Origin of the sequence: Alloyangia mangrovi (genome assembly GCF_002300555.2) — a bacterium.
Lineage (GTDB): Bacteria > Pseudomonadota > Alphaproteobacteria > Rhodobacterales > Rhodobacteraceae > Salipiger > Salipiger mangrovi.
The window spans coordinates 48,150-70,104 of record NZ_NTHN02000024.1; the positions used below are offsets into that span (position 1 = coordinate 48,150).

The window sequence follows — 21,955 nt, forward strand, 5'->3', positions numbered from 1 at the left end:
CAGTCGCCTTCGTGGCGCGGCTTTACTCCGCGGGCAACCCCTTTGCCTCGGCACATCCCGTGTTGGGCTGCCCCGAGAGCTTCCAGAGCAGCCCACCGACCAGCCCGCCTGCCAGGGTCGGCAGCAGCCAGGCGAAGCCCGCGGAGGACAGCGGGATGGTGTCGTGCATCTGCCGGAGCGCTTGCGGCATGGTGCCGCCCATCTTGCCGGCAAGGCTCGCGACAAGGTCATAGACCCCCATCACGATCGCCAGGATTGTCGCCCCCTTCCAGACGCCGTCATTCAGCCAGGCGCGCGGCAGCAGCCCGAGGATCACGATCGCGATGCCCACCGGGTAGAGCAGCAGGAAGATCGGCTCGGCCAGCGCGACGATGTAGTCGACGCCGCCAAAGGCCTGCACCAGCGAGGTGAGCGAGACCGCGAGCACGCCTGCCTTGTAGCTGACCCGGCCCCGGGACCACTTCTGAATGTATTCGCCCAGCACCGCCGTCGCCCCGACCGCCGTGGTCAGGCAGGCGAGCAGCACCGCGACGGCCAGCGTGTTGGCACCGACCTTGCCGGCGAGCTGCCCGACGAGTGCGGTCAGCAGCCCTGCCTGGGGCACGTCCGAGCCGAGCACGCCGCTGCCGGTGGCGCCGAGGTACTCCAGTCCGCCGTAGACGAAAAAGAGCCCGAGGAATGTGACCAGGGCCATGCCCCAGAGCGCGCCCGTGTATCGCGGGCCGGGGGTGTAGCCGCGATCGCGGAAGGCCTCGATGAAGATGATGCCGAACATGATGCCGCCGAAGACGTCGCCGGTCTGGTAGCCGGTCAGCAGCCCGAGCCGGAAGGGCGCAGCCTCGCCGGTGTCGGCAGGAACGCCGAGCGGCGAGAGGACCGACCAGATCACGATGATCCCCAGGAGCCCCAGCAGCAGCGGCGTCAGCACCCGGCCGATGCGATCGATCACCCGCGAGCGGTCAAGGGCGAAATAGGTCGAGACCACGAAAAAAGAGCGGCACGAAGACCCAGATGCCGAGCTTGGGCTCTAGGGCCGGGGCAAGCGTGCGGAAGCCGGTCTCGAAGGCGACGCTGGCGGTGCGCGGTACGGCGATCAACCAGGCGAGGCCGAGCATGGTGACAAAGAGCAGCGCCGAGCCGAACCAGGGCGCGATGGGGGCGCAGAGCCGCTCGACGGTGCCGCCGCGCAGCCCGAGCGCGACCACAGAGAGCACCGGCAGGACCATGCCGGTGATCAGCAGGCCGGTCAGCGCCGCGCTCCAGCCGTCACCCGCAAGGAAGCCGATCTGCGGCGGGAAGATCAGGTTGCCCGCCCCGAAGAAGACGGCGAACATCGCCAGCCCCACGATCACGGAATCCCGTATCACCCGTTGTTGTCCGGCCTGCGCCATTGCGACTTCTTCCATTCGTTTTGAGTTCTGGATGGGCACCCGGCGCGGCCCGAACGGCGGCACCTGAACTGGAAAAAACAGCGGCCCGCGATGTTGTCCCAATAGACGTTCGGCCGGGGGACCGGCACTCTTGGCGTCAGGCGGAAACGGTTGGGGCCTGCAGGCGGGTCCTCGGCCGGGCCGGGAACGGGCTGCGTGGGCGCCGCTATAGAGAAGCGGGCGATCAAAGGGAACCCCGGCGGGGCGCGGGCATGTGCGACCTAACGTCCCTCCGCCAGAGCGCAGGCTGCCTGCGGCCAAGCGCCAGTATCTTCGCATCGGGGGTGTCCCATGCGGGCTTGTCAGCGGGGGCTGGATGGAGGTATTTATAAGTCTATACAAATAGAGAGGGGGATCATGACTTCACAGGTTTTCGCCGGACAGGCGCTGCTGCCGGAGGGTTGGGCGCGGGACGTGGTGATCGGCTTTGATGCGGCCGGGACCATCGCGCGGGTCGAGACCGGTGCCGAGCAGGCGCCGGGGATGGAGCGCGTCGAGATCATGGTGCCGGCGCTGAGCAACCTGCACTCGCACGCCTTCCAGCGCGCCATGGCGGGTCTCGCCGAGGTCGCGGGCCCCAGCGCCGACAGCTTCTGGACCTGGCGCGACCGCATGTACCGCTGCGTCGGGAGCATGACGCCGGACGACATCGAGACCGTGGCGCTCTATTTGCAGATCGAGTTGCTGAAAGGCGGCTTCGGGCATCTCGTCGAGTTCCACTACCAGCACCACAGCGGCACTGGCGTGCCCTACGCCAACCCCGCCGAGACCTCGCTGCGCCAGTTCGAGGCGGCGCGGCAGAGCGGTATCGGCCTCACCCAGCTGCCGGTCTTCTACGCGCAGTCCGACTTCGGCGGCCTGCCGCCGGTCGCGGGCCAGCGCCCCTTCCTGCATGACGTCGACGGCTACCTGCGCCTGATGGAGACGGTACGCGCCCGCGCTGCCGAAGATGGGCAGCTTGCCGGTTGCGCCATCCACTCGCTGCGCGCCGCCACGCCCGAGCAGATGCGCGCGATCCTTGCAGAGCTGCCCGAAGAGGCTCCCATACACATCCACGTCGCCGAGCAGATGCGCGAGGTCGAGGCCTCCATCGCATGGTCCGGGCGCCGCCCGGTCGAATGGCTGCTGGACGAGATGCCGGTGGACGCGCGCTGGTGTCTCATCCACGCGACCCACCTGACGGACAGCGAAGTCACCCGCATGGCGCAAAGCGGCGCGGTTGCGGGGCTCTGCCCGGCGACCGAGGCCAACCTTGGCGACGGCATCTTCGAGGCCCGCGATTTCCTCGCCCAGGGCGGGCGCTTCGGCGTCGGCACCGACAGCCACGTGGCGACCTCGGTGGCCGAGGAGCTGCGGCTACTGGAATACAGCCAACGCCTGCGCGACCGCGCCCGCAACTGCCTCGCGGCGGGCGAAGGCAGCTCGACCGGGCGCCGCCTGCTGGGCGGTGCGCTGGCGGGTGGGCACCAGGCGGCGGGGATCGCCAAGGCGGGCCTGCAGGTCGGTGCCGCGGCAAGCTGGCTGGTGATGGACCATGAGCATCCGTTCGTCGGTACCGCCAGCGGAGATACCTTGATCGACCGTTGGATCTTTGCCCTCGGCGATCAGGCCATCCGGGATGTGATTGTGCGCGGCAAGAAGGTCATCGAGAACCGGCGCCACGCCCTCGACGAGGAGATCGCACCGCGCTTTGCCGAGGTGCTTCGGAAAATCCAGGCATGAACCTCTTTGCGGAAGTCCACCGAGCGGCAGCGCGCCGTTTCACCCCGTGGAAGAATGGCGGCGGCGAGACGGCGGAGATCCTCTGCGTGCCGGAGGCCGCGGGCTTCGATGCCTTCGACTGGCGGATCAGCACGGCCAAGGTCGCGCAATCTGGCCCCTTCTCGAACTTTCCCGGGGTGATGCGGAACCTGACGGTGATCGAAGGCGGGCCGATGCGCCTGAGTTTCCCGAACGGAACCATACACGAGTTGGGAGCGCAAGCCGCTCCCTTTGCCTTCAGCGGCGAGGTGGGTTGCGGCTGCGATCTGCTGGGACCGGAGCTGCTAGACCTCAACGTCATGGTGCGCCCGCCTTACCGTGCCGAGGTCGTTCGCGGCGCGCCGCGTCGGGGGAGCGGTATGGGGCTGACCTGTCTCGTCTTCGCGCTCGGGGAGTTGGCGGAGGTCGGCCTTGCGCGCCATGACCTCGCCGTGCTGGCTGACGGGGCAGAGGTCGCCGCATTGGCTCCTCACCCAGAGCATCTCATCACCATCGAGATCAGCGCGGGCTGAGCCCTCGGAGCCTCAGGCGAGCCTGTCGCGCAGGCTCTCCACCATCAGCTTCGTCGCCGGGTGGCGCTCCCAGTTCGGGCGTAGGGCAATCTGGAACCGGGCCTTGTAGGAAAACAGGTCCGGCCGGATCACCCGCAGCCGCACCGTGTGCGACAGGCTTTGCGCCATGTGGTCGGGCAGGTAGCCGAGATAGCGCGCCGAGAGGATCAGATGCGCCTCGGCCTCCATGTCGACCACCGTGGCGTGCGGCGCGGTGATCGCGAAGATGCGCGTGTCGCGCGAGCCCCAGTAGCCGCGCGAAATGATGCGGTGATCGCGGATGGTCTCGATGCCGATCTCGGCGTCGGGCACATCAAAGAGCGGATGACCCTCGGCGCAGTAGAAATTGTGCTGCTCCTCGAAGAGATCGATGTAGTCGAGCCCCAGCGCCACCTTGGGGAAGCTGCCCACCACCATGTCGACCCGGCGCGCGAGCACCTCGCTCAAGAGCTCGGAGGGGTTCAGCGTGACCAGCTTGAGATGCACCTCAGGGGCTCGGTCGGCGAAATCGGCGATGGCCCCCGACACGCCGTTGTTCGGGTAGGAGATCATGTTGTCGACCAGCCCGAGCGTGAAGTTGCGCGGCATCCGCGAGCCGAGCGCCATGGTGCGTTGCCCGAACTGGTCGAGCGCCGAGACCAGCCGCTCGCATTCCTGGTAGAACTGCTCGCCTGCCTCGGTGAGGGCAAAGCCGGTGCGGCCGCGGCGGCAGAGGCGCACGCCGAAGCGCTTCTCGAGCGAGGAGATTTTCTCGGAGACGGTGGAGAGCGCCAGATTCAGCTCGCCTTGCGCGGCGGTCATGCCGCCGGCCTCAACCACGGTCATGAAGATCCGGATCAGCCGGATGTCGATGCTCTCGACGGAGAAGTTGACGCGCCGCCCGAGCGCGGCATTCGGGGTCTCGCGTTTCACCATGGGTCCGGCCTTGGATTGGGTTGGGCGATTTTGGCGCTTTCCCGGGGAAAGGCCAAGGGGTGACGGGCCGGCAGTCGCGGCCCGTCCCTTTGATCAGAGCGCCGCGTCTTCGTGGGTGATCCGGCCATCGCAGATGGTCAGCAGGGCGCGAACGCCCGCCATGTCGTTGGCGGCGGTTTCAGAGAGGTCACGGTCGAGCAGCACCACGTCGGCGAGGTATCCTTCGCGCAGCATACCCTTCTGACCTTCGGCGAACTCGGCATAGGCGGCGGTGGTCGTATAGGCCATCAGCGCCTCGTCCAGCGTCTGGCGGTTGTCGGGCAGGCACTCGTGCCAGGGCTGGCGGGTCATTGCCGCGTGGATCGACGCCCAGGGATCGACCGAGGACACCGGCCAGTCGGACGAGAGGATCAGCGGGATGCCCTCGTCGCGCATCCGCCGCCAGGCATAGGCGCGCGGCCAGTTGGCGCGGCCGATGCGGGTGATCGTCGGCTCGAACGGCAACCCGCATTGCCCCGGGGGATGCGGCGGCTGCATCGAGGCGATGACGCCAAGATCCCTCAGTCGGGCGAAATCCTCCTCGCGCACCACTTCGAGGTGCTCGATCCGGTGGCGGCTGTCGCGCGCGCCGTTCCGCGCACGGGCGGCGGCGAAGGCGTCGAGCACGATCTGGGTCGCGCGATCGCCGATGGAGTGGACCGCGATCTGCAGGCCGCGGGCGTCGGCCTGCGCGCAGACGGACTTGAAGAACTCGGGCTCGAAGCGCGGCTCGCCGGACCAGTCGGGGCGACCCTCGTAGGGGGCGCTCATCACCGCGGTGTAGCTGTCGAGCACACCGTCGATGAAGAACTTCACCGCGCCGGAGCTCAGCATCGGGGTGGCGAAGGCGTCGCGCATCTCCTCGGCGCGGTTCAGCGCGTCCCCAACGCTGCCCGAGACGTAGCGCGCGGGCACGCGGCCGCGGCAGAGCAGGCGGCCCTCGCGCTCCAGCTCGGCCAGCAGCTCGAGAGTGTAGCGGTTGCCGTCCATGTTCTGGAAACTGGTGATGCCGAAGGAGGCGAGGTGCCGCAGCCCGCGCTCGAGCACCTCCTTGTCGGCAGCGCGTTCCTCGGGTGAGGGCGGGGTCGCGGGGTCGAGGCCCGACACCATGCCCAGCTTGTCGCGGCCGCCGCTGGCGGTCAGCTCGTAGATCGGGCCGAAGGCCTCGGCTTCCTGCAGCTCGCCGGTGGCGAGACCGTCGTCGCCCATCACCACCTCGTTGCCCGGCGCGAGCTTGCGCCCGTGCAGCAGCCCGGCCTTGCCGAGCGCGGCGGTGTTGGCCCAGACCGTGTGGTGGTCGGGCGACATGAGGGCGAGGGGGCGATCCGGCAGGATGTCGTCGAGCACGTGACGGTCGAGGCTGCGGCCACCCCCGAGGATGGTGTAGTCGGCGCTGCCGCAGAGCACGATGGGCAGGCCCGGGTTCTCGGCGGCATAGGCACGGATCAGGCGCTTGATGGTCTCGAAGCCCGACTGCTCGAAGAGCGAGAGCTGCGAAAGTTCGACCGCGCCGACGAAGAGGTGGATGTGGCTCTCGTTGAGCCCGGGCATCACGGTGCGGCCCTTGGCGTCGATCAGCTGGGTGGAGGGGCCCCGCAGGGCCAGGACCTCCGCATCCTCCCCGAGTGCCACGATCTTCCCGCCTTCGATCGCCAGGGCCGTCGCGCGGGGGCGCGCGGGATCCATGGTGAGCAGGGCGGCATTGAACAGGATCGTGTCGGCGCTCGGCGTCATGTCGGGTCTCCTCCGGGTCTCATGGTCGCGGTCAGGCGGCGACGAAGTAGAACTTGCGCAGCGTCTCGGTGACTTCGAAGGTGCCGGTGAAGCCCTTCTCCATCAGGTAGGTCTCGCCGGGGCCGAAGCTCTGCGCCTCCCCGCCCTCGGGGGTGATGATGACGCGGCCCGAGATCACATGCGCCATCTCGTGGAACGGGTAGTTGTCGAAACGCTCGGCATAGGGCGTGGCTTCCCAGATGCCGCCGGTGGTCTCGCCGTCCGACAGCTCGACGGCGCCGCGCTCGACGGGCTGTTCGGAGCCGGGCAGCAGCGCCTCGGCAGGCACGACGGCGCAGGGCTGGAGGCCTTTGCTGCCCTCGGGGGCAAGGCGGATGAGTTTGCTCATTGGTCTGTCCTTGGAAGGTCCGGCCTACGCCGGGGTGGTGATGTGCTTGAGTGCGGCGTAGCCCTGCAGCCCGCCGAAACCGAGCTCGCGGCCGATGCCGCTGGCCTTGAAGCCGCCCCACGACGTTTCGGGGAAGATGATCTGCATGGTGTTCACCCAGACGTGGCCCGCGTCGATGCGGTCCGCCACGGCATTGGCACGCGCGGGATCGCCGCCCACCACGGTCGCCGCCAGCCCGTAGTCGGTGGCATTGGCGAGCGCGATGGCGGCCTCGTCGCCCTTGACGCGGCGGACGGAGAGGACCGGGCCGAAAATCTCTTCGCGCCAGAGCGCGCTGGTCTCGGGTACGTCGAGATAGACCGTGGGCTCGATGAAGAAGCCGGGGCCAAGCGCGCCGGTGCCGCCGCAGAGGCAGTCGAGCCCCTCGGAGCGCGCCGCCAGCAGGTAGCCCAGCACCTTGTCGCGCTGCGCCATGGTGGTCAGCGGGCCCATGTCGATCTCGCCGCGCGGGTCGCCCACGGCCATCTTGCGGATGCGCGCGCGCAGGGCGGCGATGAGGTCGTCGGCAATCGCCTCGTCGACGATCAGCCGCGAGGTGGCCGAGCAGATCTGCCCCGCGTTGAAGAAGATGCCGCCGCAGACCAGTTCCGCCGCCGTCTCGATGTCGGCATCCGAAAGCACAACGATGGGGGACTTGCCGCCGAGCTCCAGCGAGACCGGCAGCAGGCGGTTGGCCGCCGCGCCCATGATGCGGGCGCCGGTGGCGTTGGAGCCGGTGAAGGAGGCCTTGCGGACTTGCGGCGCGTCCAGCATCGCGGCGCCGATGGCGCCCTCGCCGGGCAGGATCGACAGCACGCCGTCGGGCAGGCCGATCTCCTGTGCGATCTCGCCGTAGACAAGCTCGGCGAGGGTGGTGAACTCCGAGGGTTTCAGCAGCGCGGTGCAGCCCGCCGCCAGCGCCGGGGCGAGCTTCCAGGCGGTGGTGACCAGCGGGAAGTTCCACGGCACGATCAGCGCCGCGGGGCCGTAGGGTTCCAGCACCTGGCGGCCTGTAAAGCCGTCATCGGGCAGCACGACGCGGTCACGGTCGAGGGCTCCGCCCTCGATGAGATCCGCGTAGTAGCGGAAGCAGGCGGCGGCATCGCCGAGGTCGATCTCGGCCTCGAAGCGCGGCTTGCCGTTGTTGCGCATCTGTAGCTCGATCAGCGCGTCGCGGCGTGCGTCGAGCCCTTCAGCGAAGCCGCGCAGGAAGCGTGCACGCTCGGCGACTGGCAGGCGGCGCCACGTGCCGAAGGCGCGCTCGGCGCTTTCGGCGGCAGCGGTCACGTCGCCCGGCGTCGCGGTGGCGAAGCGGGCGAAGGCCTCGCCCGTCGCCGGGTTCACCGCGTCGCGCAGCGCGCCCTTGCCGGCGTGGAAGCGGCCGTTCAGGAAGACGGCATCGGTGCGGGTCTCGATCATTTCTGCAACGCTCACAGCGGGAACCCCATCGCATGCACCATCTTCACCCAGGCGCGGCGCCAGCCGCCCTTGTCATCGACCTCGTCGAGCGCGCGCATGGTGATCGCGGCACCCGGCCAGCGGAACGGCTCGCGCGGGATCGGGCGGGGCAGGGAGTTGGCAAGGCCGAGATCCAGCTCGGGCACGCCGGTGTCATCCAGCATCTCGATCCCCAGCCGCGCGCCGAAGCGCGAGGCGGTGACGCCGAAGCCCGAGTAGCCGCCCGCGTAGACACCCTTGCCGCCGTAATAGGGCTGGAAGTGCACCGCGAGCCGGGTGGTCAGGTCGATCGGACCGGACCAGGCGTGCGAGAACTTCACGTCCTCGAGCTGCGGGAAGGTCTTGAAGAAGTAGCCCGCGAGCCGGTCGTAGACCTCGATCTTGCGATCGCCCTCGGGGTCGGTCTTGTCGCCGTAGTAGTAGCCGATGCGCCCGCCGTAGACGATGCGGTTGTCCTTGGTCAGACGCATGTAGTTGAGCTGGGTGCGGGTGTCGTAGATGCCCTGCCGGTGGATCCAGCCGATGCGCGAGAGCTGCTCGTCGCTGAGCGGCTCGGTGGCGATCACCCGGTCGCGCATGGCGACGACGTAGTTCTTGATCTTCTTGTGCCCGGCGCACCAGGCGTTGGTGGCAAAGAGCACCTTGGGCGCGGTGATCACCCCGTCATGGGTGCGGATGCGCAGCTTCGGGCCGAGGTCCTCGACCTCTTCCATCGGCGTGTGCTCGTAGATCGTGACGCCCAGCGACAGCGCGGCGGCCTTGAGGCCCCAGGCCAGCTTGGCGGGCTGCACGGTGCCGGTGCGCTCCTTCGACCAGATGCCGGCCTCGAAGAGCGGCGAAGCGACCTCGGCCTGCACCTCGGCCTTGTCGAGCCAAGCGACGTCATGGCCGTGGCCCATGTGCAGCTGGTGCTCGCGGCGGAGCTCGGGCAGGTCATCCTTCCGCACGGCGACGGTCATCTCGCCCCCCCCACTCGAGGTCGGCGTCGATGCCGAAGCTCTCGATGGTCTCGCGCCAGCTGTCGAGGTTGTCGATGCCGAGCTTCTCCAGCATCTCGATGTCCTTGGGGAAGACACGCTCGGCGTTGACCAGCCCGTGCATGACCGAGGTCGAGACGATGCCGCCGGGGCGGCCAGAGGCGCCATGCGCCACCTTGCCGGCCTCGATGATCACCACCTCGCGCTGCGGGTCGCGCTGCTTGGCGATGATCGCCGCCCAGAGCCCGGTGAAGCCGCCGCCGACGATCAAGAGGTCGGCCTCGCGCGCGCCGACGAGATGCGGGCAGGTGTCCGGCGCGGCGGGGTTGTCGAGCCACAGCGGGTAGAGTGTGGCGTGGGCGAGTGCCTTTTGGGTCAGGGTCATTTGCTTCTGGCTCCAAGAAGTTTCGGCAGGTCGCTGAAGGCCGCGACGAGAGAGAAGATCAGCACGGTGCTGGCCACGAACACCACCGAGGCGGCGGCCATGACCGGCGTGTAGCCGTAGCGCAGGGCGTTAAAGATCTTCATCGGAAGGGTTTCGAAGACGGCGCCCACGGTCATCACCGCGATGATGTACTCGTTGAGCGAGATCACGAAGACGAAGCAGAAGCCAGAGATCACGTAGGGGCGGATCATCGGTAGCACGACGGTGCGTAGCACGGTCGCTTCCGAGGCGCCCATCGAGCGCGAGGCTTCGACGAGGCTGGTGTCGATGTCCTCGAAGCCGAGCGATAGCGAGACCAGCGGCAGGGTCACGAGGAAGATCGCGTGCGCGACGACCACCGTCCAGAACTCGCCGTAATACCCAAGGATGATGAAGAAGGTCAGGAAGCCCATCGCGGTGATCACCGGCGGCAGCAGGAAGGGCATGGCGCCGAGGCCTGCCACCAGCTTGCCGAAGCCGGTGCGGTAGCGCCAGTTGAACCAGGCCACCGGGAAGGCGATCAGCACCGCCAGCAGCGAGGCGCAGATCGCGATGGAGAGCGAGGTCATCAGCGGCGCGCGCCACTCGGCGTCGAGGAATAGGTCCGCGTACCAGCCGAGGTTGAACCCCTCGGGCGGGAAGGTCAGCGACTTGCGCTCGTTGACCGAGACCCCGGCGATCACCACGAAGGGGGCTATGGTGACGATGCCGACGATCCAGAAGAACAGCGTGGAGAGGATCTTGCCGAGTTTCATGCCTTGGCGCCTTTCCGGTTGATCAGGGTGACCAGCAGCACAAGCAGAATGGTTACGGTCATCAGGAAGATCGACAGCGCCGCCGCGAAGGGCATGTTGGACTGCAGCAGCGCCTGGTCCGAGATCACCACCGAGAGCGTCCAGTTGGTCGGCCGGCGAGGATCTGCGGCAGCAGGTAGGAACCCAGCGTGAAGACGAAGATCATCACGAAGCTGACGACGATGGGCGTGCGGTGCATCGGCACGATCACGTTGAAGAAGGCGCGCAGCGGCGAGGCGCCGAGGGTGCGCGAGGCCTGCTCGATGTCGGGCTCGATGCGGCTCAGGATCGGGTAGAGCAGCAGCACGGCGTAGGGCATGGCGATGTAGGTGACACCGGCCAGCACCGCGCCGAGCGAGGGGGCGTAGCTTTGGGCCTTCTCGGTCAGGCCGAGCGCCTCGAACAGAACGCCGATCCCGGCGGTGCGCGACAGCAGCGTCGACCAGGCGAAACCGATGATCGCCTCCGAGAGCGACAGCACCGAGAGCATGACGATCAGCCAGAACACCTGCGTGCCGCGTTTTGCGTTCACCAGCAGGTAGGTGAAGGGGAAGCCGATGACGATGGCGAAGAGCGCGACGAGGAAGGCGACCTCGAAGGAGGTGCCGAGCACGCTCAGGAAGAAGGGCGAGATCAGCCGCGCGTAGTTCTCGAGCGTGAAGACCTCCTCGTAGGCGCCGCCGCCGAGGTTGTGAAAGAACGACATGCCGACCATCGAGCCGAAGGGCACGATGTAGAAGGCGATGAGCGCGAAGGCTGGCAGCAGGATGGGCAGGTAGCCCAGCGGGGTGCGGGGGCGTGACTGGATCATGGCTCAGCCCAGAACCACGACAGCCGCGGGATCGACCGAGAGGTGCGCCGTGTCGCCGATCGCGAGGGGGCAATGGGTGCGGCCCGGCAGGCTGACGGTCAGGTCCTTGTGGTCCGAGTTGCCGGTATCCACGCTGATCTCGGTGGTGGCGCCAAGGTGGCGCACGAAGGTCACCGTGCCGCTCAGCGTGTCCGCGCCCGCCTGCGGCGCCAGCGCGATGTCCTCGGGGCGGATCGACAGGGTGGCATTGCCGGTTTTTGCCCCCGGCAACGTCAGCGCGCCGCCCGGACCTTCGAAGCGGCCGCCGTCGATGCGACCGGCGATCAGGTTGGTGATGCCGATGAAGTCGGCGACGAAGGCGTTGGCGGGGTTGCGGTAGATCTCGATCGGCGGGGCGACCTGCTGGATCTTGCCCTCGGACATGACTACCACCAGATCGGCGGTGGTCATCGCCTCGCGCTGGTCGTGGGTCACCAGCAGCGAGGTCACGCCGAGGCTGCGCTGCAGGCGCTTCACTTCGACCTGCATGGTCTCGCGCAGCTTGGCGTCGAGCGCAGACATCGGTTCGTCGAGCAGGAAGAGCTTGGGCTGCATGATCAGCGCGCGGGCGATGGCGACGCGCTGGCGCTGGCCGCCGGAAAGCTGCGTGATGGCGCGGTCGGCCTTGCCGGGCAGGTGCACGAGGTCAAGCAGCCGCTCGACCTCGGCGCGGCGTTTGTCCTTGGGCACGCCGCGAATGGCCAGCGGGTAGGCGATATTATCGCCCACCGTCAGATGCGGGAAGAGCGCAAGCGACTGGAACACCATGCCGAAGTCGCGCTTGTGCGCCGGGGTCGTGGTGATGTCCGCGCCGTCCAGAACGATCCGCCCGGCGCTGGGATCCTCGAGCCCCGCGACGATGCGCAGAAGGCTTGTCTTGCCGCAGCCCGAGGGGCCGAGGAGGCAGACGAATTGCCCGTTGTCCACGGTAAGCGAAATGTCCTTGAGCGCCTGGACGGTGCCGTAGAACTTGTCGACGTTTTCGACGATGAGACCTGACATGCGTGCGTCTTCCCTTCGGCCGGGCGCCTTCGCCCCCGGCCGTCTCCTGATTGGTTGAAATGTGGTGTGGCGATCAGGCCTGGAGCATCTCGGCCCAGATCTGGTTCAGCCAGTCGGTGCGCTCGAAGTGCAGGTCGTAGCGCGGGATCACCGGCTCGATCTCCGAAGACACGGCGGCGAATTCCTCGTCGGTGAGATCCATGCTCTCGCGCGGCACGTTCGGCGCGGTGCCGAGGTTGCGCGCCAGCATCGCCTGCACCGAGGGCTGCGACATGTAGTCGATGAAGACCTGCGCCTGGTCGATCTTGTCCGATACGCGCGCCACCGCCCAGTTGCCGGACTCGCGCAGGCCGCCCTCCTTGGGGAAGTTCGACCGCACCGGGAAGCCGTCGGCGGCGGCAAGGCCGGTGACGTCGTGGTAATACTGGCCAATCGGGATCTCGCCCGACTTCAGCGCTTGCTCGAATTGTGCTTCGTCGCGGTACCACAGGCGGGTGTTCGGCTTCAGCTCGGCGACCTTGGCGAGGACCTCACGGATGGTCTCGTCGCTCGACAGGTAGTCGGTACCGCCAAAGAAGGTCTTGGCGGTGATCTCCAGCAGGTAGGAGTTCGACACCAGCGCCAGCAGCCCGAGGCTGTCCTCGTACTTCGGCTCCCAGAGGTCTGCCCAGCTGCCGATGGGGTCGGGGAAGCTGTCGGTGTTGGTGGCGACGGTGATGTACCAGGACACCGCGCCGACCGCCGCAAGGCCGCCGTCGTCGTAGCGGTTGATCAGCGTCGGCAGGATGTTGGATACGTTCGGCATCGCCGCCTCGTCGAGCGGGGCCCAGAGACCGGTGCGCATTCCGCGCATGATGCTGACGGTGGCCATCATCGACACGTCCGCCGGCGCGCGCTTGGCGCGGGCCGCCTGCTGCAGCTGGATCAGCCAGGCTTCGCCGGTGGGGACCGCAATGCTCTCGATCTCGATGCCGGTGGCCTTGGTGAATTCGGGGTAGACGAAGCTGTCGAAGCTGTCCTGGAAGTAGCCGCCGTAGACGCCGACCTTCAGCGGCGCGCCGCCGGCGCGCAGCACGGCGGGGGCGGCGAGGGTCAGCGGCAGGGCGCTGGCTGCCTTGAGGAGCGTGCGGCGCGAGAGCGCGGAGGATTTCATCATGTCTCGGTCCCTGTTTTCGCGTTTTTGAAGAGTTCGGGGCAGAAGACTGCAAGCTCGCTTCCGGAAACATCACGAAAGAACGGAATTCACTTCGGGATATTCCGAATTTCACGGGGAGCGAGTGTTGGACTTTGAGGAAGTGTGAGAAAATATAATTAAAACAGTTATATATAATTGTTTTCTGTAGATTGACCTTAGGAGAGATGGAACGGATTGCTCGGGATGTCGCTACGTCATGGCGTATCTCAAGAGTGTATGGCAGCTAACTTCGTAATTTGCCGAAATGATTTTCGGAAGTTCCTTATTTCCTCGAAGCGTGCAAGCGCGGAAGAGTAGTGCGGAACGAATTTCGAGGCTCAAATGTCAGAACTCAATCAACCACTTGGTGGAAACGTCATGCCGCGCACCGGCGGCCCGGGGACGATGATGCGGCTGCCGACGCAGCCGACGGCGGAAGGGCTCGACGCCTGTTTTGTCGGAATCCCGATGGATATCGGCACCTCGAACCGCCCGGGCACCCGCCTTGGCCCGCGCCAGATTCGCGACGAGAGCCGGATGATCCGCCCCTACAACATGGCGACCCGCGCCGCGCCTTTCGACAGCCTGCAGGTGGCGGACATCGGCGACGTGCCGATCAACCTCTATGACTTGAAGAAGTCGGTCGACATCATCACCGAGCACTACAAGGGGATCTTGTCGCATGACGTTGTCCCGTTGACCCTCGGCGGCGATCACACGCTGACTTGGCCTGTGCTGCGCGCCATTGCTGCGAAGCATGGGCCGGTGGCGCTGATCCACGTCGACGCGCATTCGGACACCAACGAAGAGATGTTCGGCGAGACCGTCGCCCATGGTTGCCCCTTCCGGCGCGCCTACGAGGACGGGCTGCTGCTCAACGACAAGGTGTTCCAGATTGGCTTGCGCGGCTCGGGCTATGCGCCCGAGGACTTCGACTGGGGCCGCGAGAAGGGCTGGACGGTGATCCCCGCCGAGGAGTGCTGGCACAAGTCTCTGGCACCGCTGATGGAGGAAATCCGCGCCAAGATCGGCGATGCGCCGGTCTATCTCAGCTACGACATCGACAGCCTTGACCCGGCCTTTGCGCCCGGCACCGGCACCGTCGAGGTGGGTGGTCTCACGACCATCCAGGGTCTCGAGATCATCCGCGGCTGCGCCGGGCTGAACCTCGTCGGCTGCGATCTCGTGGAAGTCTCGCCGCCCTACGATCCCGCCGGCAATACCGCCGTCATCGCGGCGAACTACCTCTTCGAGATGCTCTGCGCCCTGCCGGGCGTGAAGCGCGGCTGAGGGCGGTCCGCACAATCGAGATCGCTGTTTCGGAGAAACCCGAAATGAAAAAAGGGGGGCCTTGCGGCCCCCTTTCCTTGTTCCTGCCTAAAGGCCTCAGCTGAGACCGCCGAAGCAGAGGTTCTTGATCTCGAGGTAGTCGTCGCAGCCGTACTTGGAGCCTTCGCGGCCCATGCCCGACTGCTTGACCCCGCCGAAGGGGGCCAGCTCGGTCGAGATCACGCCGGTGTTGATGCCGACCATGCCGGTCTCGAGCGCCTCGCCGACGCGCCAGGCGCGCGAGAGGTCGCGGGTATAGAAGTAGCCCGCGAGGCCGAACTCGCTGTCGTTGGCCCAGTCGATCGCCTCGTCCTCGCTCTCGAAGCGCACCAGCGGGGCGAGCGGGCCGAAGGTCTCTTCGCGGGCGACCTTCATCGCCTGCGTCACGCCGGTCAGCAGCGTCGGCTCGTAGAAGGTGCGGCCGAGCCCGGAGCAGGCGCCGCCCTTGACCACGGTCGCGCCCTTGTCCAGCGCGTCGGAGATGTGATCCTCGACCTTGGCCAGCGCCGCCGCGTTGATCAGCGGGCCGGTGTTGACCCCCTCGGCGAAGCCGTCGCCCAGCGTCAGCTTGCCCATTGCCGAGCCCAGTTTCTCGGCGAAGGCGTCATAGACGCCCGCCTGCACGTAGATGCGGTTGGCGCAGACGCAGGTCTGACCGTTGTTGCGGAACTTCGCCAGCATTACGCCCTCGACCGCCGCGTCGAGATCGGCGTCGTCGAAGACGATGAAGGGCGCGTTGCCGCCCAGCTCCAGCGAGAGCTTCTTCACCGTGTCGGCGCCCTGCTTCATCAGCAGCTTGCCGACGCGGGTCGAGCCGGTGAAGGTCAGCTTGGCGACCTTGGGACTGGCGCACATCTCCATCCCCATGCCCGCCGCGTCGAGACCCGGCAGCACGTTGAAGACGCCCGCGGGCACGCCCGCGCGCTCGGCCAGCACCGCCAGCGCCAGCGCCGAGAGCGGGGTGAACTCGGAAGGACGCGCCACCATGGTGCAGCCCACCGCCAGCGCCGGCGCCATCTTGCGCGCCAGCATGGCGTTGGGGAAGTTCCACGGGGTGATCGCGCCGACCACGCCCACCGGCTGCTTGACGATGACCATGCGGGTGCTCGACTGCGCGCCGGGGATCATGTCGCCGTAGACGCGTTTCGCTTCCTCGGCGAACCACTCGACGTAGGAGGCGCCGTAGAGGATCTCGCCGCGCGCTTCCGCCCAGGGCTTGCCCATCTCGGCGGTCAGGATCGTGGCGAGGTCGTCGGCATTCGCGACCATGAGGTCGAAGAGCTTGCGCAGCACCGCGCTGCGCTCCTTGCCTGACTTCGCCGCCCAGGCCTTCTTCGCGGCATAGGCCGCGTCAATCGCCGTGGTGACGTCGGTAGCCGAGAGGTCGGCGACATGCGTGATGATCTCGCCGGTGGAGGGGTTCTCCACCGGGAAGGTCTTGTCGCCATCGACCCAGGCGCCGTTCACATAGGCGCGGGACTCGAGCAGGCTCTCGTCTTTGAGGGACAGCGATGCGGTTTTCAGGTCTTTCATCTCAGAGCCCTTTCGCGGCCTTGGCGGAGGCTTCGAGGATGGCCATGGCCTCGTCGAAGATCTCGTCCTGGATGGTGATCGGTGCGAGGAAGCGGATCACGTTGCCATAGACGCCACAGGTGAGCAGCAGCAGGCCACGGTTCAGCGCCTCGAGGCGGATGGCGTTGGCAAGTTCGGGCAGCGGGGTGCCGTCCGCGTCGATGAACTCGGCGGCGACCATGAAGCCGGGGCCGCGCACTTCGGCGAGTTCGGGCACATCGGTGCGCAGCGCTTCGAGCTTGGCCTTCAGCTTGCCGCCGAGATCGTTGGCGCGCTCGCAGAGTTTCTCTTCGTCGATCACGTCGAGCACGGCATTGGCCGCGGCGATGCCGAGCGGGTTGCCGCCGTAGGTGCCGCCGAGGCCGCCGGGGGCCGCTGCGTCCATGATCTCGGCGCGGCCGACCACGCCCGAGATCGGAAGACCGCCGCCAAGGCCCTTGGCCATGGTGGTGAGGTCCGCCGCGACGCCATAGGCTTCCATGGCGAAGAGCGTGCCGGTGCGGGCGAAGCCGGTCTGCACCTCGTCGGCGATCATCACGATGCCCTTGTCGTCGCAGAGCTTGCGCAGGCGCTCGACGAAGTCCTTCGGCGCGGGGTTGAAGCCGCCTTCGCCCTGCACGGGCTCGAAGATGATCGCGGCGACGCGCGCCGGATCGACATCGGCCTTGAACAGCGTGTCGAGCGCCTTGAAGCTGTCATCGACGCTGACGCCGTGCAGCTCGTTCGGGAAGGGCACGTGGAAGACGTCGTTCATCATCGGGCCGAAGCCGGTCTTGTAGGGCGCGACCTTGCCGGTCAGCGTCATGCCCATGAAGGTACGGCCGTGGAAGGCGCCGCTGAAGGCGATGATGGCCTGGCGGCCGGTGTGGGCGCGGGCGATCTTCACCGCGTTCTCGACCGCCTCGGCGCCGGTGGTGACGAACATCGACTTCTTGGCGAAGTCACCCGGCGCGCGTTCGTTCAGGCGCTCGGCGAGGCGCACGTAGTTCTCGTAGGGCACGACCTGATGGCAGGTGTGGGTGAAGGCGTTCAGCTGCTCGGCGACGGCGGCCATGACCTTTGGGTGGCGGTGGCCGGTGTTGACCACGGCGATACCCGCTGCGAAGTCGATCAGACGGGTGCCGTCGGCGTCCCAGATCTCGGAATTCTCGGCCTTCACCGCGTAATGGTCGGTGAGCACGCCGACGCCGCGGGCCAGCGCGGCCTTGCGGCGGGTTTCGATCTCTGCGTTGGCGGTCTGCTTGAGCATGGTCTGTCCTCCGGGGGCCGCGTCGCGGCCCGTGCGTTTCTCTGATCGGCAAGCTACAGGTTCCAGTATCGCGAAAAAGTCTGTTTCTTGCTGCCTGCAACTCGTTGTAGATGCTGGGGGGCTGAACAAGGTTTTGCGGATAATGAACACATCGAACACGACTCAGGAGGACCTTGCGCTGGGGCACCGTCTGCGGGTGCTTCGCGAGCGCGCGGGCCTGTCGCAGCGTAGCCTTGCCAAGAAGGTGGGGGTGCCAAACTCGACCATCTCGCTGATCGAGTCCGGCAAGACCAACCCTTCCGTTGGGGCATTGCGCAAGATCCTCGACGGCATCCCGGTCAGTCTGTCGGAGTTCTTCGCCTTCGAGCCCGCGCCCGAGCGGCAGATCTTCTACGCCGCCGAGGAGCTGGTCGAGATCGGCAAGAAGAACCTCTCGCTGAAGCAGGTCGGCGCGACGCTGATCGGCAGGGCAATGATGTTGCTCCGGGAGACCTATGCGCCGGGGGCGGACACCGGGCGGGTAATGTACGGCCACGAGGGTGAGGAGGGCGGCATCGTCATCTCGGGCCGGGTCGAGATCACCGTCGGCGAAGAGCGCAAGATCCTCGGGCCGGGGGATGCCTATTACTTCGACAGCCGCGTCCCGCACCGCTTCCGGCAGGTGGGGCCGGAGCCCTGCGTGCTCTTCTCGGCTTGCACGCCGCCGACCTTCTGAGGAGCGCTCAGCCCGCCTTGTGCTGTTCGAGGATGTCCAGCGCGACGACCTCGAGGGCGCGGGCGTGGGTCGATTCAAGCTGCACCTTCGGCGCGCAGCCCTCGTCATGGGCCTGCAGGAAGCGCAGCGCGCAGAGGCACCACTGGTCGCCCGGTTTGAGCCCCGGGAATCGAAGCCCGGGGCGCGGGGTCGAAAGGTCATTGCCGACGTACTTGGAATAGGCGAGGAACTCGGCCGTCATCACCGCGCATACCGTGTGGCTGCCCGCATCCTCGGCACAAGTGTTGCAATGGCCGTCGCGGAAATAGCCGGTCATCGGGTCGACCGAACAGGGGTGAAGCTGACCGCCCAATACGTTGACTGCCCGATCCTTCTGCATCGCGTCCTCCGACGTCTGTGTCTTCCCCCGGCACCAGCCTAGAGAGCCGCTGCGCGACGGGCAAGGCGCGGGGCTGCGAGGGCGCCGCCGTTCAGCGGAACTTGTCGGCGAGTTTCTGCAGCGGGCTGCGGCTGTCCTCGGCCTCGGCGACGGGCTTTGTCTCGTCCCTTGTTGCGGTCCCATCCTTGGGGACGGACTTCGACGAGCGGGGCGGCGCGACGCGCAGCGCCACGGCGTTCTGGAAGCCGGGCTTGTCGCCCTCGGCCAGCGCCTTGGCACCGTCGGAGATGCCGCGCATAAGATCGTCCAGCCAGCCTTCCTCGGCCTTGGCGAAATCGTGCAGGACATAGCCCGAGACGGCTTCCTTGCGGCCCGGGTGTCCGATGCCGAGGCGGATGCGGTGGTAGGCCTCGCCGATGTGCTGGTGGATCGAGCGCAGCCCGTTGTGGCCCGCATGGCCGCCGCCGGTCTTCACCCGGCACTTGCCCGGCGCGAGATCGAGCTCATCGTGGAAGACCGTCACGTCGCCCGGGTCGAGCTTGAAGAAGCGCATCGCCTCGCCGACCGACTGACCCGAGAGGTTCATGAAGGTCTGCGGTTTCAGCAGCAGCACCTTCTCGCTGCCCAGACGGCCCTCGGCGACCTCGCCCTGGAAGCGCGCGCGCCAGGGGGTGAAGCCGTGATCCTCGGCGATCCGGTCGACCGCCATGAAGCCGATGTTGTGTCGCGTCTTCGCGTATTTGCCGCCGGGATTGCCCAGACCCACGAAAATCTGCACCGCGTCCCTCCGATTTACTTGTGTTCGGCCCTAGATAGGGCGGGGACGGCGATAGCACATACAGGAAGGAGAGACCATGTATCTCACGATGAACCGCTTCAAAGTGATCCCCGAGAAGGCCGCCGAGTTCGAAGAGGTCTGGGCGCAGCGCGACACGCAGCTGAAGACCGTGCCGGGCTTCCGCAGCTTTGCCCTGTTGAAGGGGCCGGAGCGCGAGGATCACATCCTCTACGCCTCGCATACCGTCTGGGAGGACGAGGAGAGCTTCATGGGCTGGACGAAAAGCGAAGCCTTCCGCATCGCCCACAAGGGCGCCAAGGGGCGTGCCGAGATGTACCGCGGCGGGCCGGAGCTGGAGATCTTCGAGTCGGTGATCGAGCTGGTCTGAGCCGGGCCCAAAGGCAAACGGCCCCGCCAAATTGGCGGGGCCGTCGGTCATTCGGAGGGCGCGAGGATCACTCCTCTGCGGCAGCCTCTTCAGCTTCTGCGGCGTCGTCCGCAACCAGACCGCGCGGCGCCGAGATGTTGGCGATCACGAAGTTGCGGTCGATGGTCGGCTTCACGCCTTCCGGCAGGACAACGTCGCTGATGTGGATCACGTCGCCGATGGTCTTGCCAGCCAGGTCCACGGTGATGTGGTCCGGGATGTCGCCGGCGAGCACGTTGAGCTCGACTTCCTGGCGCACGATGGTCAGAACGCCACCGCGCTTGAGGCCCGGTGCCTGCTCCTCGTTGATGAAATCAACGTGGATGTACAGGTTGATCCGCGAGGTGCGGCGCAGGCGCATCAGGTCGAAGTGCGTCGGCAGGTCCTTCACGACGTCGCGCTGGACGTCACGGCAGATCACGCGCACATCCTCGTGGCCATCGACCTTGAGGTTGAAGAGGGTCGACTTGAAGCGACCGGCCTTCAGGGTCTTCAGCAGCGAGTTGAACGGGATCTGGATCGGAAGCGGCTCTGCTTCACCACCAAAGACGATCCCCGGAACCATGCCGTCGCGACGAGCTTGCCGAGCGGCGCCCTTGCCCGTCCCCGACCGTTCCAGAGCTACGAGATCAGGAATCTCACCAGCCATTTTGTATCTCCAATGTATCTAGGGCGGGGTGCCTCCAAGGCTGTCACCCCGCGATGAACGCAGCCCCTTAGACCGGATCGTGCTTTTCGGCAAGGGCTGAATCGTGGCAAGACCCTTGCAGGAGCGCATTTGACGCGTCTGGACCTTCCGCGCGTCGCGTGTCACGGCTTGCGCCATGAGCATCCTGTCCGACATCCGCCTGATCCGCCGCCCGCTCGCGGGCTTTGCTGCCATCGGCATCTGCTGGGGCGTTTTTGCAGGCTGCGTGCCGGCGATCAAGGCCCAGGTGGGGCTGGCGGACGGCGCCTTTGGCGCGGCGATGCTGGTCTCGACCTGCGGTGCCATCCTTGCCATGTGGCTGGCGCCCTGGGCCGAGGAACGGCTGCGGGCACTTGCGATGCCCATCTTCACCGCGCTGCTGGGGCTTGGCTTCCTGATGCCGGGGATCGCCGGTTCCTGGGGGCAGTTCGCCGGGGCGATGCTGCTCTGCGCTGCGGCGGCGGGCACGGTGGACGTGGCGATGAACGCGCAGCTCTCGCAGCTCGAGGCGCGTTCGGGCCGCCCGTTGATGAACCTCGCCCATGGTGGCTACTCGTTGATCTACGCCTGCGCCGCGCTGGCGGCGGGCATCGCGCGGGGCGCCGAGGTGCCGATCTGGGGCATCTTCCTCGGCGCCACCTGCCTAACGCTGGTCGCCGCCCTGGTGGCGCGCGGGGGCGACGTGGTGGTGCATCATGAGGAAGCCGAGAGCGGCGGTCGCGCGCCGCTGCCCTGGGGGATCATCGCTCTGGCCGGGGTGGTGATCTGCATCGGCTTCATGGCCGAGCAGGCGACCGAGGCGTGGTCGGCGCTGCACCTCGAGCGCAACCTCGGTGCGGGCGCGGTGGGCGGAGCGCTGGCGCCGACGCTGCTTGGTCTCACGATGGGCGCAGGGCGCCTGTCGGGACAGGGTCTTATCCGGAGGCTCAACGGTGCGGGAGTGCTGGGCGCGGGCGCCGGGCTCGCGGCGCTGGGATCGGTGATCGCGGCGCTGGCGCCGACGGCGCTGATCGGCTGGACCGGCTTTGCAATTCTCGGCTTCGGTGTCTCGGTGCTGGCACCCATGGCCTATGCCTGGCTCGGCGCGCGGCTCACGCCGCAGGCGCGGGCGCGGGCGATCAGCCGGGCGACGGTGATTGGCTACACCGGCTTCTTCATGGGGCCGCCGATGATGGGCGGGCTGTCGGAGCTTTTCGGGCTGCGCGCCTCCTTCGGGGCGGTGGCGCTGCTGCTTCTGCTGGTGCCGCTGGTGCTGCTGCCGCTGATGTCGCGGCGCTGAGGC

General features: G+C 67.2%; 24 protein-coding genes. 6 read left to right on the plus strand and 18 right to left on the minus strand.

The genetic code is table 11. The features are described from left to right. Positions 1-22: 22 nt before the first annotated feature. Together CLG85_RS14120 and CLG85_RS14125 are read right to left on the minus strand one after the other, a co-directional pair. Positions 23-985 carry a branched-chain amino acid transport system II carrier protein gene (locus CLG85_RS14120; protein ID WP_260349286.1) on the minus strand — a complete coding sequence of 321 codons (963 nt, stop codon included), beginning with the start codon at positions 983-985 and terminating at the stop codon, positions 23-25. Beyond that, positions 960-1,406, minus strand: coding sequence for a branched-chain amino acid transport system II carrier protein (locus tag CLG85_RS14125; protein ID WP_260349289.1), 447 nt, complete (start codon positions 1,404-1,406; stop codon positions 960-962). Before CLG85_RS14125 ends, CLG85_RS14120 begins: the two co-directional genes overlap by 26 nt. 381 nt (positions 1,407-1,787) lie before the next feature. Between CLG85_RS14125 and hutF the strand changes: the two genes are divergently transcribed. Both hutF and CLG85_RS14135 read left to right on the plus strand, forming a co-directional pair. After that, entirely contained in the window at positions 1,788-3,152 is a 1,365-nt protein-coding gene (gene hutF, locus CLG85_RS14130) for a formimidoylglutamate deiminase (protein WP_260349294.1), read from the plus strand. Continuing rightward, on the plus strand, positions 3,149-3,703 hold the full coding sequence (locus CLG85_RS14135; RefSeq protein WP_095884144.1) for a HutD/Ves family protein: 555 nt from the start codon (positions 3,149-3,151) through the stop codon (positions 3,701-3,703). Before hutF ends, CLG85_RS14135 begins: the two co-directional genes overlap by 4 nt. Before the next feature lie 12 nt (positions 3,704-3,715). Here CLG85_RS14135 and CLG85_RS14140 read toward each other — a convergent pair whose 3' ends face one another. The 11 genes from CLG85_RS14140 to CLG85_RS14190 all read right to left on the minus strand — a co-directional run bounded on the left by CLG85_RS14140 (position 3,716) and on the right by CLG85_RS14190 (position 13,518). Further along, positions 3,716-4,657, minus strand: a complete 942-nt coding sequence (locus CLG85_RS14140) for a LysR family transcriptional regulator (RefSeq protein WP_095884145.1) — start codon at positions 4,655-4,657, stop codon at positions 3,716-3,718. Between the two features lie 93 nt (positions 4,658-4,750). Then, positions 4,751-6,430: an amidohydrolase gene (locus CLG85_RS14145; protein WP_095884146.1), complete on the minus strand. Its 1,680-nt coding sequence runs from the start codon at positions 6,428-6,430 to the stop codon at positions 4,751-4,753. Between the two features lie 31 nt (positions 6,431-6,461). Next, a complete protein-coding gene (locus CLG85_RS14150; RefSeq protein WP_095884147.1) occupies positions 6,462-6,818 on the minus strand; it encodes a cupin domain-containing protein in 357 nt (118 codons plus the stop codon). A 24-nt stretch (positions 6,819-6,842) separates the two neighbouring features. Then, positions 6,843-8,291 carry an aldehyde dehydrogenase family protein gene (locus CLG85_RS14155; RefSeq protein WP_260349307.1) on the minus strand — a complete coding sequence of 483 codons (1,449 nt, stop codon included), beginning with the start codon at positions 8,289-8,291 and terminating at the stop codon, positions 6,843-6,845. Continuing rightward, the gene (locus tag CLG85_RS14160) at positions 8,288-9,274 is read right to left on the minus strand and encodes an NAD(P)/FAD-dependent oxidoreductase (protein ID WP_260349309.1); all 987 of its coding nucleotides are present in this window, start codon (positions 9,272-9,274) and stop codon (positions 8,288-8,290) included. Before CLG85_RS14160 ends, CLG85_RS14155 begins: the two co-directional genes overlap by 4 nt. Further along, on the minus strand, positions 9,249-9,677 hold the full coding sequence (locus tag CLG85_RS14165; protein ID WP_260349311.1) for an FAD-dependent oxidoreductase: 429 nt from the start codon (positions 9,675-9,677) through the stop codon (positions 9,249-9,251). The genes CLG85_RS14160 and CLG85_RS14165 overlap by 26 nt, the downstream gene beginning before the upstream one ends. Next, a complete protein-coding gene (locus tag CLG85_RS14170) occupies positions 9,674-10,471 on the minus strand; it encodes an ABC transporter permease (RefSeq protein ID WP_095881182.1) in 798 nt (265 codons plus the stop codon). The genes CLG85_RS14165 and CLG85_RS14170 overlap by 4 nt, the downstream gene beginning before the upstream one ends. Next, entirely contained in the window at positions 10,468-10,602 is a 135-nt protein-coding gene (locus CLG85_RS14175; RefSeq protein WP_260349314.1) for a hypothetical protein, read from the minus strand. The genes CLG85_RS14170 and CLG85_RS14175 overlap by 4 nt, the downstream gene beginning before the upstream one ends. After that, positions 10,596-11,321, minus strand: coding sequence for an ABC transporter permease (locus CLG85_RS14180; protein WP_217989706.1), 726 nt, complete (start codon positions 11,319-11,321; stop codon positions 10,596-10,598). Before CLG85_RS14180 ends, CLG85_RS14175 begins: the two co-directional genes overlap by 7 nt. Before the next feature lie 3 nt (positions 11,322-11,324). Continuing rightward, positions 11,325-12,362 (minus strand): ABC transporter ATP-binding protein, encoded by a 1,038-nt coding sequence (locus CLG85_RS14185; protein ID WP_095881183.1) that lies wholly within the window; start codon positions 12,360-12,362, stop codon positions 11,325-11,327. A gap of 73 nt (positions 12,363-12,435) precedes the next feature. Next, complete coding sequence (locus CLG85_RS14190) at positions 12,436-13,518, minus strand: ABC transporter substrate-binding protein (RefSeq protein ID WP_235865318.1); 1,083 nt, start codon at positions 13,516-13,518, stop codon at positions 12,436-12,438. 360 nt (positions 13,519-13,878) lie between these two features. Between CLG85_RS14190 and speB the strand changes: the two genes are divergently transcribed. Continuing rightward, entirely contained in the window at positions 13,879-14,826 is a 948-nt protein-coding gene (gene speB, locus CLG85_RS14195) for an agmatinase (protein ID WP_095881184.1), read from the plus strand. A gap of 96 nt (positions 14,827-14,922) precedes the next feature. Here the strand turns inward: speB and CLG85_RS14200 are convergent, their stop codons facing one another. Both CLG85_RS14200 and CLG85_RS14205 read right to left on the minus strand, forming a co-directional pair. After that, positions 14,923-16,398, minus strand: a complete 1,476-nt coding sequence (locus tag CLG85_RS14200; protein ID WP_095881185.1) for an NAD-dependent succinate-semialdehyde dehydrogenase — start codon at positions 16,396-16,398, stop codon at positions 14,923-14,925. Position 16,399: 1 nt separating this feature from the next. Further along, a complete protein-coding gene (locus CLG85_RS14205; protein ID WP_095881186.1) occupies positions 16,400-17,686 on the minus strand; it encodes a 4-aminobutyrate--2-oxoglutarate transaminase in 1,287 nt (428 codons plus the stop codon). Between the two features lie 142 nt (positions 17,687-17,828). Here CLG85_RS14205 and CLG85_RS14210 point away from each other — a divergent pair, with 142 nt between their 5' ends. Continuing rightward, on the plus strand, positions 17,829-18,401 hold the full coding sequence (locus CLG85_RS14210) for a cupin domain-containing protein (RefSeq protein WP_095881187.1): 573 nt from the start codon (positions 17,829-17,831) through the stop codon (positions 18,399-18,401). A gap of 7 nt (positions 18,402-18,408) precedes the next feature. On the opposite strand, the gene CLG85_RS14215 is transcribed toward CLG85_RS14210, so the two are convergent. After that, complete coding sequence (locus CLG85_RS14215; RefSeq protein ID WP_095881188.1) at positions 18,409-18,780, minus strand: DUF2237 family protein; 372 nt, start codon at positions 18,778-18,780, stop codon at positions 18,409-18,411. Between the two features lie 91 nt (positions 18,781-18,871). Beyond that, entirely contained in the window at positions 18,872-19,558 is a 687-nt protein-coding gene (gene pth / locus CLG85_RS14220) for an aminoacyl-tRNA hydrolase (RefSeq protein ID WP_095881189.1), read from the minus strand. 76 nt (positions 19,559-19,634) lie between these two features. Between pth and hmuQ the strand changes: the two genes are divergently transcribed. Beyond that, positions 19,635-19,946, plus strand: a complete 312-nt coding sequence (hmuQ, locus tag CLG85_RS14225) for a heme-degrading protein HmuQ (protein WP_095881190.1) — start codon at positions 19,635-19,637, stop codon at positions 19,944-19,946. 67 nt (positions 19,947-20,013) lie between these two features. Here the strand turns inward: hmuQ and CLG85_RS14230 are convergent, their stop codons facing one another. Beyond that, positions 20,014-20,634, minus strand: coding sequence for a 50S ribosomal protein L25/general stress protein Ctc (locus tag CLG85_RS14230; RefSeq protein WP_095881191.1), 621 nt, complete (start codon positions 20,632-20,634; stop codon positions 20,014-20,016). A 175-nt stretch (positions 20,635-20,809) separates the two neighbouring features. On the opposite strand from CLG85_RS14230, the gene CLG85_RS14235 reads away from it, so the two are divergent. After that, the gene (locus CLG85_RS14235; RefSeq protein ID WP_095881192.1) at positions 20,810-21,952 is read left to right on the plus strand and encodes an MFS transporter; all 1,143 of its coding nucleotides are present in this window, start codon (positions 20,810-20,812) and stop codon (positions 21,950-21,952) included. Positions 21,953-21,955: the final 3 nt, after the last annotated feature.